Below are 12,311 nucleotides of genomic sequence, written 5' to 3'. Positions count from 1 at the left end.
TTAAAAGCGCCACTTGCACTCATAGCTCAGCTGGATAGAGTACTCGGCTACGAACCGAGCGGTCGGAGGTTCGAATCCTCCTGAGTGCACCAAACAAGAAGGGCCTGCAGCGATGCAGGCCCTTTTTTTATGCTTTCTGTGGCGGGTCATCATGGCGGCCAATTGGCGAAGTGTCGCGGCGCGACGTTGGTCGTGATGCTCAGTAACTTCATCTAGCAGATTAGCGTTTGGCCTTACCTTTGACGCAGCCGGCTTCATCGAAGCTGACGTTGCGCTTGCTGCCTTTCTTGCCCTGATAAACGTAACGCGTCTGACCGTTCTGCTCGGTGACCTTGTCTGGCTTGCCGAGGCTGCTCTCGACGTCGCTGCGATTCATGCCCAGGCGTATCTGTTGCTTGATGATTGCCGCGCGACGTTCGCTGCCGCTTAGGTGGTTGCCGCAGCCGTCCTGCTTAATCCCGATTACGGTTAATTCACGATCAGCGTGCTGCTTGTTCTCGCGGGTGGCCTTGCGCGGTTTGGCTAATGGCACCGGCTTGCCGCTGCCGGGCGTGGGGTTGAAGGCATCTTGCAGGCGCTGGCTATGGGCGACGGGACAGCCTTGGCGGGTGAAGGTGATGTGGCCGTTAGCGTCTTCGCAGCGAAATACGCTTGAGCCGAGTGTGGGCAGTGGGCAAAGCAAAATGGCGCAGAAAGCTGCGCAGTGCAGTCCTTGCATGGTGCGTCCTCCGTATCGGTGCACGTGCAAGCGTAGTCGATGCCGATGTCAGCGCCAGGCGTGCCTTTGCCAGTGCCCTGTGCGTCGCAGTTAGCAATGTCCGGGCGCGGTGGTATCATTCGCGCGTCAGCCCCGCCGGGGCTTGTGGATTACCACCATGGACTTACCCAGTAGTTACCCTGAACCTCGATTGTGCAATCACGTGTTGACTGATTGACCCTCTTTGGCGTGCGCTGCCGCTGGGGGTGGAGCGCGCCATGACTGAAGTAGAAGCAAAAAAGCCGCAAGAAAGCTTGCAGGACCGCCTGGCTCAGGTGGTCGAGCTATTGCATCGGCATAAGTTGGTCGAAGACCTGACTCATCGTCAGGAAGGCCAGCACCACAATCGGGTGGAAAACCTGGTGCATCGGCAGAACCTGGCCGAATTGCAGCGCAAGCTTGATGAACTGCACTCTGCTGACGTTGCTCACATCCTTGAGGCGTTGCCGCTGGGTGATCGCCAGACTGTCTGGCAGCTGGTCAAGGTCGAGCGTGACGGCGATATCCTCCTCGAAGTGTCGGATGCGGTACGTGAAACTCTGCTTGCCGACATGGAAGACCATGAGATTCTTGCCGCGGCCAAGGAAATGGACGCTGACGAGCTGGCCGACCTGGCCTCTGAACTGCCGCGTGATGTCGTCCACGAACTGATGGAAACCCTCGATGCACAGCAGCGCGAGCGCGTGCGTTCGGCGTTGTCCTATGAGGAAGATCAGGTCGGCGCGCTGATGGACTTCGAGATGGTCACCATCCGCGAAGATGTCAGCCTGGAAGTGGTGTTGCGTTACCTGCGTCGCCTCAAGGAGCTGCCAGGGCACACCGACAAGCTATTTGTGGTGGATTACGACGGCGTGCTCAAGGGAGTGCTGCCGGTTAAGCGTCTGCTGGTCAACGACCCAGAAAAGTTGGTCAGTGAGGTTATGGCCACCGATCCGGTGAGTTTCCATCCGGATGAAGACGGCTATGACGCCGCTCAAGCGTTCGAGCGCTACGACTTGATCTCAACCCCAGTGGTAGACAAGAACGGCAAGCTGATCGGCCGTCTGACCATCGATGAAATGGTCGACCTGATCCGTGAGGAAAGCGAAAGCGAAGTCCTCAACATGGCCGGTCTGCGCGAGGAAGAAGATATCTTCGCCTCGGTTTGGAAGTCCCTGCGCAACCGTTGGGCCTGGTTGGCGATCAACCTCGTTACCGCGTTTATGGCCTCGCGCGTGATCGGCCTGTTCGAGGATTCCATCGAGAAACTGGTCGCCCTGGCGGCACTGATGCCGATTGTCGCGGGCATCGGCGGCAACTCGGGTAACCAGACCATCACCATGATCGTGCGTGCCATGGCGTTGGATCAGGTCAGCACCGGCAATACCTCACGCCTGATTCGTAAAGAGCTGGGAGTTGGCTTGGTCAACGGTATTGTCTGGGGCGGGGTGATTGGTGTGGTTGCCTATCTGCTTTATGACAGCTGGTCCCTGGGCGTGGTGATGACCGCTGCAATGGTGCTCAACCTACTGCTGGCGGCGCTGATGGGCGTGCTGATTCCCATGACGTTAGTACGTATGGGGCGTGACCCAGCCTTGGGCGCAAGTGTGATGATTACTGCAGTTACAGACAGTGGTGGCTTCTTTATCTTCCTCGGTTTGGCGAGCATATTCCTGCTTTAGTTAGTCTGTGTTTTGGCGGTCGTGCCGGTTGCGAGTAAATGCCGCCAGTAGTCCGTATGGGGTTTGCTTCAAACGCTCGTTTCACGCTAAGGTTCGCCAGCTTTGCCCGGGGTAGGTTCTCGGGCGCTCCACTCTAATAATTAATGCAGCTCGCACGTACGGGCGGGTAATGGAGCCAAGATGACCCCTAGTGAACTCCTCCTCGAGGGTGTCGAGCTCATGCTATTCGGCCTGGGTTTCGTATTTCTCTTTCTAGTGTTGTTGGTGTTGGTAATCCGCGTGATGTCGTGGGTTATTGGGCAATTTGCCGTGAAGGCACCGTCCCCCGTATCTGCGCCATTGGCAGTCAAGCCGTCCTCCGGTGAGCCGAATGCCGATGTATTAGCCGCTATCCAATCCGCTATTCACCAGCACCGCGCCCGCCGCGGGTGAGCCAGGTTCGACAGGGAGCATCTGCATGACTGCCGTAAAGAAAGCCCTCGGAATTACTGATGTGGTGCTGCGTGATGCGCACCAGTCCATCCTCGCCACCCGTGTGCGCCTGGAAGATATGCTGCCGATCGCCGGCAAGCTCGACCAGGTCGGTTTCTGGTCTGTAGAGACCTGGGGTGGGGCGACCTTCGATGCCTGTATCCGTTACCTCGGCGAAGACCCATGGGAGCGTATTCGTGCGCTGAAAAAAGCCATGCCCAACACCCCGCAGCAGATGCTCCTGCGCGGGCAGAACCTGCTGGGTTACCGCCATTACGCCGATGACGTTGTCGAGAAATTCGTTGAGCGCGCCGCCTTTAATGGCGTTGATGTGTTCCGTGTATTCGATGCGATGAATGATCCGCGCAACCTGCAGACCGCGCTTCAGGCGGTCAAGCAATTGGGCAAACATGCTCAGGGCACAATCTCCTATACCACCAGTCCGGTGCATACCCTGGATATGTGGGTCGATCTAGCGAAGCAGATCGAAGACATGGGTGCCGATTCAATCGCCATCAAGGATATGGCCGGCATTCTCAATCCCTATATCGCGTTTGAGTTGGTAACGCGGCTGAAGGCGACCCTGTCGGTCCCGATTCATTTGCATTGCCATGCCACCGCAGGCTTGTCGACCGCTGCCATCGTCAAGGCGGTAGATGCAGGTATCGATAACGTCGATACGGCGATTTCCTCGCTGTCGATGACGTATGGCCATTCGCCAACCGAGTCGGTTGTAGCCATTTTCCAAGGCAGCGAGCGCGATACCGGGCTGAACCTGGAGTTGCTTGAAGAGATTGCCGCTTACTTCCGTGACGTGCGGAAGAAGTACGCCAAATTTGAGGGCAATCTCAGGGGCGTCGACTCGCGCATCCTGGTTGCCCAAGTGCCGGGCGGCATGCTGACCAATATGGAAAGTCAGCTGAAAGAGCAGGGCGCTGAGGACAAGTTCGATGAGGTGCTGGCGGAGATCCCGCGGGTACGTGAAGACCTCGGGTTTATCCCGCTGGTGACCCCGACCTCACAGATCGTTGGCACTCAGGCGGTGATCAACGTGATCACCGGTGAGCGCTATAAGTCGATCACCAAAGAAACGGCTGGCGTGCTGAAAGGCGAATACGGCGCAGCACCGGCACCGTTCAATAAAGAGTTGCAGGCGCGGGTGCTCGACGGTGCCGAGGCCATCACCTGCCGCCCAGCCGACCTGCTTGACGCCGAAATGGACAAGCTGACTGCCGAACTCAAGGGCATTGCCAAAGAGAAGGGCATCACCTTAGCCGCTGATGAAGTCGACGACGTGCTGACCTATGCATTGTTTCCGCAGATCGGCCTGAAGTTCCTGGAAAACCGTGGCAATCCAGCGGCCTTCGAGCCGGCGCCAACTGGTCAGGAGCAGCTCGCGCGTGAGCCTGGAACGCCTGAGGTCTACACCGTTGAAGTGGGCGGCAAGTCCTATGTGGTGCAGGTTAATGAAGGTGGTGATATCGAAGGGCTTAAGGCTGTCGGGGGAGCAACCTCCGCGGCGACAACCTTAGCCGCGCCTGCAGGCGCTGGTGAGGCGCAGAGCGCCCCGCTGGCGGGCAACATCTTCAAGGTGCTGGTGCAGCCGGGTCAGGCGGTGGAAGAAGGCCAGTTGGTGATCATCCTCGAAGCGATGAAGATGGAAACCGAGATTCGTGCATTCAAGGCCGGCACCGTGGCAGCGGTCAACGTCAAAGTCGGTGACGCGGTGGCGGTGGGCGACAGCCTGCTGGCCATCGGTTAAGGGAGCGCAGTAATGGATAAGCTCCTCAAACTCTGGCACAGCACGGGTCTTTATCACATCGAACTCGGTCAGTTATTCATGATCGCGGTGTGTATCGGGCTGATTTACTTGGCGATCAAAAAAGGCTTTGAGCCGTTGCTGCTGCTGCCGATTGGCTTTGGCGGTCTGCTGGCCAACATCCCGGTGGCCAATATGGCCGAGGGCTCCGGCTTTCTGCACATGATTTACGAGGTGGGCCTGCCCACCAGTATCTTCCCGCTGCTGATCTTCCTCGGTGTCGGCGCCATGACCGACTTTGGGCCTATGCTGGCTAACCCGAAAACCCTGCTGCTTGGGGCAGCCGCGCAGTTTGGTATCTTCGGCACCCTGATGGGTGCGCTGGCGCTAACTGCCTTGGGTATTCCGGGTCTGGAATTCACCCTCAAAGAAGCGGCGTCGATTGCGATCATCGGTGGCGCGGATGGTCCGACTTCTATTTTCGTAACCTCTAAATTAGCCCCACACCTACTCGGTCCGATTGCGGTGGCGGCCTATGCCTACATGGCATTGGTGCCGTTGATTCAGCCGCCAATCATGCGTGCCCTGACCACCAAGGAAGAGCGCGCCATCGTGATGCAGCAGCTGCGTCCAGTGGGGCAGTCCGAGAAGATCATTTTCCCGATTGTGCTGTTTCTGTTGATCGGTCTACTACTGCCTGACGCTGCGCCCTTGATCGGGATGTTTGCGATGGGTAATTTGCTGCGCGAGGCCGGTGTGGTCGAGCGTCTGGCTGATACCTCACGCAATGCGCTGATCAACATCGTCACCATCTTCCTTGGCCTTACGGTTGGGTCGAAGTTGTCAGCGGAGTCGTTCCTGCAGCTGAAGACCTTGGGCATTCTCAGCCTCGGCATGATCGCGTTTTGCGCGGGCACTGCGTCGGGTGTGTTGATGGCCAAATTGATGAACCTGTTCAGCAGCAACAAGATCAACCCTCTGATCGGCTCGGCCGGTGTATCTGCGGTGCCGATGGCGGCGCGGGTATCGAACAAGGTCGGTCTGGAGGCTAACCCGCAGAACTTCCTGTTGATGCATGCCATGGGTCCGAATGTGGCGGGTGTGATTGGTTCGGCCGTCGCGGCGGGTGTGTTGCTCAACTTTGTCGGTTAGTTCGCACTGAAATAAAAAACCGCCTGTGTTGGGCGGTTTTTTTATGGGCGTAATTTGGCATGGCGAGTGGCTTTATGCGCAACAAAAAAACCGGCCACGGCCGGTTTTTAGTGGCTGCTGCAGTCAGCCTTCTTCGTTAGCCATCTCGGCATCGTGAGCAATTAATGCCACCAAGGCATTTTGCTGGCGACGCGACAACTGGCGAAAGCGCTGCAGCAACTCGCGTTCATGCAGCGACAGCTCTGGGCTGTCTAGGCGCAGGTTGATGTCATCACCCAGCGCGCTTTCCTGGAGCATGCTTTGCTCAAGGCGAGCAATGATCTCCGAGTTCATGCTGCGGTGATGGTTGCGTGCGACATCCGCAATGCGTTCGCGCATACCGTCGGGCAGGCGAACTACGAATTTGTCAGCGGTGCGGCTGGAATAGAGTGCTTGTTTCATAGGGCGCGTACATTAAACCGGTTAGTTCAGGAAAGCGATACTGGCAATGGGCTATAGCATAGTCACCGGTTTGACCAGCGCCAGTACTAAGCGTTCAGCCAGAAAGCCGTTTAGATGCTTTCATGGCTCACTCATTTAAAGAGCAATAAATTGACGCCAATTGTATGTCGTGATCGGCTGCGGGTTAAGGCGTAATCCGGCATTAGTTGTCAGAAATGCGTCTTATTGTGCAAAAAAATCAGCAAACCCGGCGCTAGGCAAAAATTTCAAGCAATAGTCACGTAAGTGTCATGGCTCATTAATCGCGCTGACACATGATTTGCCTACCTTGGTCTACACCAGCAGGCGGCCTCGAGCCGCGGTGTAACCGCTATTAAAGGAGGCATTCCATGAGCGCAGTGATCCGGGTTGAGCGCCTGAACAAAACGTTCGGCCGTAAACAGGCGCTGTTTGATTTGGCGTTGTCCGTCGATCCCGGTGAAATGGTCGCCCTGATCGGTGCATCGGGCTCTGGCAAGTCGACCTTGCTGCGCCATGTTGCCGGTCTCGCCTGTTGTGATCGCAGCGGAGGCGGCAGCATTCAAGTGCTGGGCCAAGCAGTGCAGGCCGAAGGCCGTCTGAATGCTGATGTGCGCCGGTTGCGTGCGGATATCGGCTATATCTTTCAGCAATTCAACCTGGTCGGCCGTATCAGCGTGCTGCAGAACGTGCTGCTCGGTTGCCTGGGGCGCATCCCGCGCTGGCGTGGCACCTTCGGTCTTTTCAGCGCCGAAGAAAAGCAGCAGGCGCTGCAGGCGTTGGCGCGTGTTGGCCTGGCTGACTTGGCGCAGCAGCGGGCCTCGACCTTGTCCGGCGGGCAGCAGCAGCGTGTGGCGATTGCCCGCGCGCTGTGTCAACGCGCCAAGGTGATTCTGGCGGACGAGCCGATCGCCTCGCTGGACCCCGAGTCCGCCCGCAAGGTCATGCAGATTCTCGCCGACATCAATCGCGAAGACGGCACCACCGTGGTGGTCACCCTGCATCAAGTGGATTACGCCATGCGCTACTGCCAGCGCGCCGTCGCGTTAAAAGCGGGGCGTATTCATTTCGACGGCGCCGCCGCCGAACTGCATCCCAGCTTCCTCAATGATCTCTATGGCGCCGCGGTTGAGCTAGAGCCGCTACCCCTCGAGAAAGCTCGCCGTACCCGCACATCGAAAGTACCGCTGGCGCTGGCCAAGGCCTGAGTTACGCCTTCTGTTAAGCCAATCCTTATCTGTCCATCCGCTCTAGGAGTGCTTTGTATGTTCAAACGTATCAGTCGCGTTCTTGTCGCATCCACGTTGCTGGCAGGCTCAGTTATGGGGGCTGCGCAAGCCGCTGAGCAGGAAATCAACTTCGGCATCATCTCCACCGAATCCTCGCAGAACCTGAAAACCATGTGGGACCCCTTCCTGGCGGACATGGGCCAGCAGACGGGTTTGAAGATCAACGCCTTCTTCGCCCCTGACTACGCCGGGATTATCCAAGGCATGCGTTTCGACAAGGTCGATATGGCCTGGTACGGCAATAAGTCGGCCATGGAGGCGGTGGACCGCGCGGGCGGTCAGGTATTTGCCCAGACCGTCGCCGCCAATGGTACTCAGGGCTATTACAGCCTGATGGTGGCGCACAAGGACAGCCCGATCAATTCGATCGCGGACATGCTGAAAAACGCGAAAGACCTGACCTTCGCCAACGGTGACCCGAACTCCACCTCGGGTTACTTAGTACCGGGCTACTACGTGTTCGCGCAGAACAACGCCGACGCCAACAAGATCTTCAAGCGCTCACTCAATGGTAGCCATGAAGTCAACGCGCTGTCGGTGGCCAACAAGCAGATTGATATCGGCACCTTCAACAGCGAAGGCATGGAACGTCTTGAAGTGACCGCGCCAGAAAAGGCCGCGCAGCTGAAGGTGATCTGGACCTCGCCGCTGATCCCGTCTGATCCGCTGGTATGGCGCAAGAACCTTGATGACACCACCAAAAACAAGCTGCGTAAGTTCTTCATGACCTACGGCGACGAGCCGGCTGAACTGAAAGTGTTGGAAGGGCTGCAGTGGGCCAAGTTTAAAGCCTCGGATGACGACCAGTTGCTGCCAATTCGTCAGCTGGAGTTATTCAAGAAGCGCACTGAGGTGGCTAACAACGACAAGCTTTCAGACAGCGACAAACAAGTGCAGCTCAAGGAGCTGGATGCCGAGTTGGCCAAGCTGGAAAAGCGCATGGCTGACATCGCTAAGCAGAGCCCAGTTAGCGCGGGTTGATGGCCTGGAGCGGCTCGTCTGAGGCGGGCTGCTCACCTTTGTTGCTCCAATTGAGACGTCGTTATGACCACTTTGACTAGCGTTCCTACGCCAGATTTATCAGCCAAGCGTTCCTGGACGCAGCTGATTGGCTGGGGGTTGTTCCTTGCTGTACTGGCCTGGTCCTGGCAGGGCGCGGAGATGAATCCGCTTGGCCTGATCCGCGACTCCGGCAACATGGCGACCTTTGCTGCGGACTTCTTCCCACCGGATTTCAGCAACTGGGAGCTGTACCTCAAGGAGATGATCGTCACCGTGCAGATCGCCCTATGGGGCACGGTGCTGGCGATTGTCTGCGCTATTCCTCTGGGCATTCTCTGCTCTGAAAATATTGTGCCGTGGTGGGTCTATCAGCCGATTCGCCGGGTAATGGACGCCTGCCGTTCGATCAATGAAATGGTCTTTGCCATGCTTTTTGTGGTGGCGGTCGGTCTGGGGCCGTTCGCCGGGGTGCTGGCGCTATTCATCGGCACTACCGGGGTGTTGGCCAAGCTGTTTGCCGAGGCGGTGGAGGCGATTGATCCCGGCCCCGTTGAAGGCGTACGTGCCACCGGTGCCAGCGCGCTGCAGGAAGTGATCTACGGGGTAATTCCGCAGGTGCTGCCGCTGTGGATTTCCTACTCGCTGTACCGCTTCGAGTCCAACGTGCGTTCGGCCACCGTGGTCGGCATGGTCGGCGCGGGCGGTATCGGGGTGATTCTCTGGGAAGCGATTCGCGGCTTCCAGTTCGCCCAGACTTGCGCCTTGCTGCTGGTGATCATCCTGGTGGTGAGCGTGCTCGACATCATCTCCCAGCGCCTGCGTAAACAATTCATCTGACGGAGATAAGGCATCTGCGGATGCCTTTTTTAGCCATGCACTTGTCTAGACAACCCGGGCCGCTGTACCGCGAACTGGCTGGCGTGCTGCGCGATGAGCTGCAGCGCATGAATCCCGGTGACTACTTACCGGCCGAGGTGCGGCTGGCCGCGCGCTTTGCGGTCAATCGGCACACCTTGCGCCGCGCCGTGGATGAGCTGGTGCTGGAAGGCCGCTTGTTGCGCCAGCAGGGCAAAGGCACGCGGGTGTTGGCCAAACCTATGATTTACCCGATGCAGGCTGCCAGTGCCTACAGCGCTTCACTGTCTGCTCTTGGCCATCAGGTCGAGGCGCAGTTGTTGCTGCGCCGGGTGCGTCCCGCCAGTCATGAAGAGCGTGGTTATCTGCAGTTGTCAGCGGCGGCGCAAGTGCTAGAGCTGACCACCCTACGCCTGATTCAAGGGCAGCCGGTCAGCCTTATTCGACACGCCTTCAGCCTGTTACATGCGCCCTTGCTGGCGGACTACCAAGGCGGCTCGCTGCGCCAGCACTTGAGTCAGCGCGGGCTGCCTTTGACCCGCACTTTCAGTTTGATTGGCGCGCGACTGCCCAGCCGTGAAGAGGCGGCGCGCTTATTGATGCCCAAACATGCACCGCTGCTCAGCGTGCAAACCCTTTCCCGTGATCTGGCTGGCCAGCCGGTGGAGCTGTCGTTGTCGACCAGCCGCGCCGACCGTTTCCAGTTCCAGCTCGCGCTTTGATGGAGGCCTGTGATGAACCGCAACCTGCTACACAGCGACCCGCAAATCGCCACGCGCCAGCGCTGGATGGGCGTGCTTGCCCGCGCCGGCACCGGCTTGATGACCTATGAGGCGGCCTTGAAAGAAGCCGAATACAGCCTGATCCGCGCGCCGGAAATCGGCATGACCCTAGTGCGTGGGCGCATGGGTGGCACCGGCAGCCCATTCAACCTCGGCGAAATGAGCGTGACCCGCTGCGTAGTGCGCTTGATCGATGGCTCAACCGGCTACAGCTACGTGGCGGGCCGCGACAAGCAGCACGCTGAACTTGCCGCTTTGGCCGATGCGCACCTGCAAGGTCCTGAGCAGCAGCACTGGCTGAGCCTAATGATCGAACCCTTGGCTGCTGACCAGCAACGCCAACAGGCCGCCAAGGCCGCCGAAACCGCAACCACCCAGGTGGAGTTTTTCACCCTGGTCAGAGGAGAAGATTGATGAGCGCGGCGAACAACTCACAATGGCTGCAAGCGGCCTTTAATGATCCGGTTCTGGATGCGCAAACTAGCTTTCGCAGCGCCCTCAAAGCCTTGGCCGAACCCGGCCTGGCGCAACCGCTGAACCGCGCTTTAGCGTTAGGGAATCTGCATCCGGCGACCTACGCCTTGTGCTTGGCCTTTCTCGATGGCGACACACCATTGTGGCTGGCGCCCTGCTTTGATACCCCGGCGATTCGCGCCAACCTGTCGTTCCACTGTGGTTGTCCGGTGGTGGCCGAGCGCGAAGAGGCGCTGTTTGCCTTGCTCGATGAGGCGGGTGCCGATGATTTGTCGGCTTTCGACAACGGCAGTGAACGCTACCCGGATCAATCCTGCACCTTGTTGATTCAGCTCGATACTTTGACGGGCGGTGAGCAACTGCGTTGGCGCGGGCCAGGGATCAAGGACGTACGCGCCGTCGAATTGCCGCTGCGTCCGCGCTTCTGGCAACAGCGTCAGGCGCGCAGCGCATTTCCACGTGGTCTGGATGCGTTTTTCGCGGCGGGCGAGCAGGTTATCGGCTTGCCACGCAGTACCCACGTGCTGCTCAACGCTGAGGAGGCTGCCTGATGTACGTCGCGGTTAAAGGTGGCGAGCGCGCCATCGACAATGCCCATTTGCTGCAGGCCAAGCTGCGCCGTGGCGATACCCGCATCCCCGAACTCAGCGTCGATCAAGTGCGTGAGCAGATGCCCTTAGCGGTGGCGCGGGTGATGAGTGAAGGCTCACTGTACGACCCGCAGCTGGCCGCGTTGGCAATCAAGCAGGCCGCTGGTGATCTGATGGAGGCAATCTTCCTGTTGCGTGCCTATCGCACCACCTTGCCGCGCTTTACCGCCAGCACGCCGCTGGACACGACACAGATGCAGCTGAGCCGGCGTATCTCGGCCACGTTCAAGGATTTGCCGGGTGGTCAATTACTCGGCCCGACCTTTGATTACAGCCACCGCTTATTGGACTTCGCTTTGCTGGCAGAGGGCGAGCATCCCGGCCCACAGGTGAATCCTGACGCCGAGTTGAGCGATTGCCCGCGGGTGCTGGAATTTCTCGCTGAAGAAAACCTGATGGCCCGCGAAGTCGACGACGGCGTAGCGGTGCCCGATATCACCCGTGAACCGCTGGATTTCCCCGCTAGTCGTGCTCAGCGCCTGCAGGCCTTAGCCCGTGGCGACGAGGGTTTTCTGCTGGCGCTGGGCTATTCCACCCAGCGCGGCTATGGCCGCAATCACCCGTTCGCCGGTGAGATTCGCATCGGTGAGCTTGAGATTTGGCTGGAACCGGAAGAGCTGGGCTTTGCCGTGCCGCTGGGCGATATCGAAGTGACCGAGTGCGAGATGGTCAACCAGTTCGTCGGTGGCAAGGGCATCGATGCGCAGTTCACCCGTGGCTATGGCTTGGCCTTTGGCTACGCCGAGCGCAAGGCCATGGGCATGGCCCTGGTCGACCGCTCGCTGCGCGCCGCCGAATACGCCGAAGAGCTGGAAGGGCCGGCACAGCAGGAAGAATTCGTGCTGATGCACTGCGACAACGTTGAGGCCGCCGGCTTCGTTTCGCACCTGAAATTGCCGCACTACGTCGACTTCCAATCCGAGCTGGAGCTGATCCGCAAGCTGCGCAAACAAGAGCGTGAGCAGCCCGCCGCCGAGGAGCAACGCGCATGAATACTAAT

At 58.8% G+C, this 12,311-nt stretch carries 13 protein-coding genes and 1 tRNA gene; 12 read left to right on the top strand and 2 right to left on the bottom strand.

The genetic code is table 11. From position 1 onward, the window contains the following. The first annotated feature begins 15 nt into the window (after positions 1-15). Positions 16-92, top strand: a tRNA-Arg gene (locus BMZ32_RS17600). A gap of 128 nt (positions 93-220) precedes the next feature. On the opposite strand, the gene BMZ32_RS17595 is transcribed toward BMZ32_RS17600, so the two are convergent. Further along, positions 221-718, bottom strand: a complete 498-nt coding sequence (locus tag BMZ32_RS17595; RefSeq protein ID WP_090244417.1) for an outer membrane protein assembly factor BamE — start codon at positions 716-718, stop codon at positions 221-223. A gap of 257 nt (positions 719-975) precedes the next feature. Between BMZ32_RS17595 and mgtE the strand changes: the two genes are divergently transcribed. From mgtE to BMZ32_RS17575, 4 genes are all read left to right on the top strand, one after another. Then, positions 976-2,418, top strand: a complete 1,443-nt coding sequence (gene mgtE / locus BMZ32_RS17590; protein WP_090244415.1) for a magnesium transporter — start codon at positions 976-978, stop codon at positions 2,416-2,418. A 180-nt stretch (positions 2,419-2,598) separates the two neighbouring features. Then, complete coding sequence (locus BMZ32_RS17585; RefSeq protein ID WP_090244414.1) at positions 2,599-2,850, top strand: OadG family protein; 252 nt, start codon at positions 2,599-2,601, stop codon at positions 2,848-2,850. A 25-nt stretch (positions 2,851-2,875) separates the two neighbouring features. Beyond that, positions 2,876-4,651: a sodium-extruding oxaloacetate decarboxylase subunit alpha gene (gene oadA, locus BMZ32_RS17580; RefSeq protein ID WP_090244412.1), complete on the top strand. Its 1,776-nt coding sequence runs from the start codon at positions 2,876-2,878 to the stop codon at positions 4,649-4,651. Positions 4,652-4,663: 12 nt separating this feature from the next. After that, positions 4,664-5,800: a sodium ion-translocating decarboxylase subunit beta gene (locus BMZ32_RS17575; protein ID WP_090244410.1), complete on the top strand. Its 1,137-nt coding sequence runs from the start codon at positions 4,664-4,666 to the stop codon at positions 5,798-5,800. A 123-nt stretch (positions 5,801-5,923) separates the two neighbouring features. Here the strand turns inward: BMZ32_RS17575 and BMZ32_RS17570 are convergent, their stop codons facing one another. After that, entirely contained in the window at positions 5,924-6,241 is a 318-nt protein-coding gene (locus BMZ32_RS17570; protein WP_090244408.1) for an Arc family DNA-binding protein, read from the bottom strand. A 389-nt stretch (positions 6,242-6,630) separates the two neighbouring features. Between BMZ32_RS17570 and phnC the strand changes: the two genes are divergently transcribed. The 7 genes from phnC (at position 6,631) to BMZ32_RS17535 (ending at position 12,303) form a co-directional block, all read left to right on the top strand. Further along, complete coding sequence (gene phnC, locus BMZ32_RS17565) at positions 6,631-7,467, top strand: phosphonate ABC transporter ATP-binding protein (protein WP_090244406.1); 837 nt, start codon at positions 6,631-6,633, stop codon at positions 7,465-7,467. A 57-nt stretch (positions 7,468-7,524) separates the two neighbouring features. Beyond that, positions 7,525-8,529 carry a phosphonate ABC transporter substrate-binding protein gene (gene phnD, locus BMZ32_RS17560; protein ID WP_090244404.1) on the top strand — a complete coding sequence of 335 codons (1,005 nt, stop codon included), beginning with the start codon at positions 7,525-7,527 and terminating at the stop codon, positions 8,527-8,529. A gap of 63 nt (positions 8,530-8,592) precedes the next feature. Next, positions 8,593-9,387, top strand: coding sequence for a phosphonate ABC transporter, permease protein PhnE (gene phnE, locus BMZ32_RS17555; protein ID WP_090244402.1), 795 nt, complete (start codon positions 8,593-8,595; stop codon positions 9,385-9,387). A gap of 35 nt (positions 9,388-9,422) precedes the next feature. Next, the gene (gene phnF / locus BMZ32_RS17550) at positions 9,423-10,127 is read left to right on the top strand and encodes a phosphonate metabolism transcriptional regulator PhnF (protein WP_090244733.1); all 705 of its coding nucleotides are present in this window, start codon (positions 9,423-9,425) and stop codon (positions 10,125-10,127) included. A gap of 12 nt (positions 10,128-10,139) precedes the next feature. After that, positions 10,140-10,601, top strand: a complete 462-nt coding sequence (gene phnG / locus BMZ32_RS17545) for a phosphonate C-P lyase system protein PhnG (protein WP_090244400.1) — start codon at positions 10,140-10,142, stop codon at positions 10,599-10,601. After that, complete coding sequence (gene phnH / locus BMZ32_RS17540) at positions 10,601-11,212, top strand: phosphonate C-P lyase system protein PhnH (RefSeq protein ID WP_090244398.1); 612 nt, start codon at positions 10,601-10,603, stop codon at positions 11,210-11,212. The genes phnG and phnH overlap by 1 nt, the downstream gene beginning before the upstream one ends. Continuing rightward, positions 11,212-12,303, top strand: a complete 1,092-nt coding sequence (locus BMZ32_RS17535; protein ID WP_090244397.1) for a carbon-phosphorus lyase complex subunit — start codon at positions 11,212-11,214, stop codon at positions 12,301-12,303. The genes phnH and BMZ32_RS17535 overlap by 1 nt, the downstream gene beginning before the upstream one ends. The last annotated feature ends 8 nt before the right edge of the window (positions 12,304-12,311 follow it).

The sequence above is a fragment of the Pseudomonas guineae genome (genome assembly GCF_900113745.1).
Taxonomy (GTDB): Bacteria; Pseudomonadota; Gammaproteobacteria; order Pseudomonadales; family Pseudomonadaceae; genus Aquipseudomonas; species Aquipseudomonas guineae.
Note: the sequence above shows the minus strand (reverse complement) of the source record. Positions and strands in the feature narration are given on the sequence as shown.

Bases quoted from the DNA above. Each gene is read 5' to 3' on its own strand.
- oadA (WP_090244412.1), top strand. From the start codon at position 2,876: ATGACTGCCGTAAAGAAAGCCCTCGGAATTACTGATGTGGTGCTGCGT.
- BMZ32_RS17585 (WP_090244414.1), top strand. From the start codon at position 2,599: ATGACCCCTAGTGAACTCCTCCTCGAGGGTGTCGAGCTCATGCTATTC.
- BMZ32_RS17595 (WP_090244417.1), bottom strand. From the start codon at position 718: ATGCAAGGACTGCACTGCGCAGCTTTCTGCGCCATTTTGCTTTGCCCA.
- BMZ32_RS17570 (WP_090244408.1), bottom strand. From the start codon at position 6,241: ATGAAACAAGCACTCTATTCCAGCCGCACCGCTGACAAATTCGTAGTT.
- phnF (WP_090244733.1), top strand. From the start codon at position 9,423: ATGCACTTGTCTAGACAACCCGGGCCGCTGTACCGCGAACTGGCTGGC.
- phnD (WP_090244404.1), top strand. From the start codon at position 7,525: ATGTTCAAACGTATCAGTCGCGTTCTTGTCGCATCCACGTTGCTGGCA.
- BMZ32_RS17535 (WP_090244397.1), top strand. From the start codon at position 11,212: ATGTACGTCGCGGTTAAAGGTGGCGAGCGCGCCATCGACAATGCCCAT.
- BMZ32_RS17575 (WP_090244410.1), top strand. From the start codon at position 4,664: ATGGATAAGCTCCTCAAACTCTGGCACAGCACGGGTCTTTATCACATC.
- mgtE (WP_090244415.1), top strand. From the start codon at position 976: ATGACTGAAGTAGAAGCAAAAAAGCCGCAAGAAAGCTTGCAGGACCGC.
- phnE (WP_090244402.1), top strand. From the start codon at position 8,593: ATGACCACTTTGACTAGCGTTCCTACGCCAGATTTATCAGCCAAGCGT.
- phnG (WP_090244400.1), top strand. From the start codon at position 10,140: ATGAACCGCAACCTGCTACACAGCGACCCGCAAATCGCCACGCGCCAG.
- phnC (WP_090244406.1), top strand. From the start codon at position 6,631: ATGAGCGCAGTGATCCGGGTTGAGCGCCTGAACAAAACGTTCGGCCGT.
- phnH (WP_090244398.1), top strand. From the start codon at position 10,601: ATGAGCGCGGCGAACAACTCACAATGGCTGCAAGCGGCCTTTAATGAT.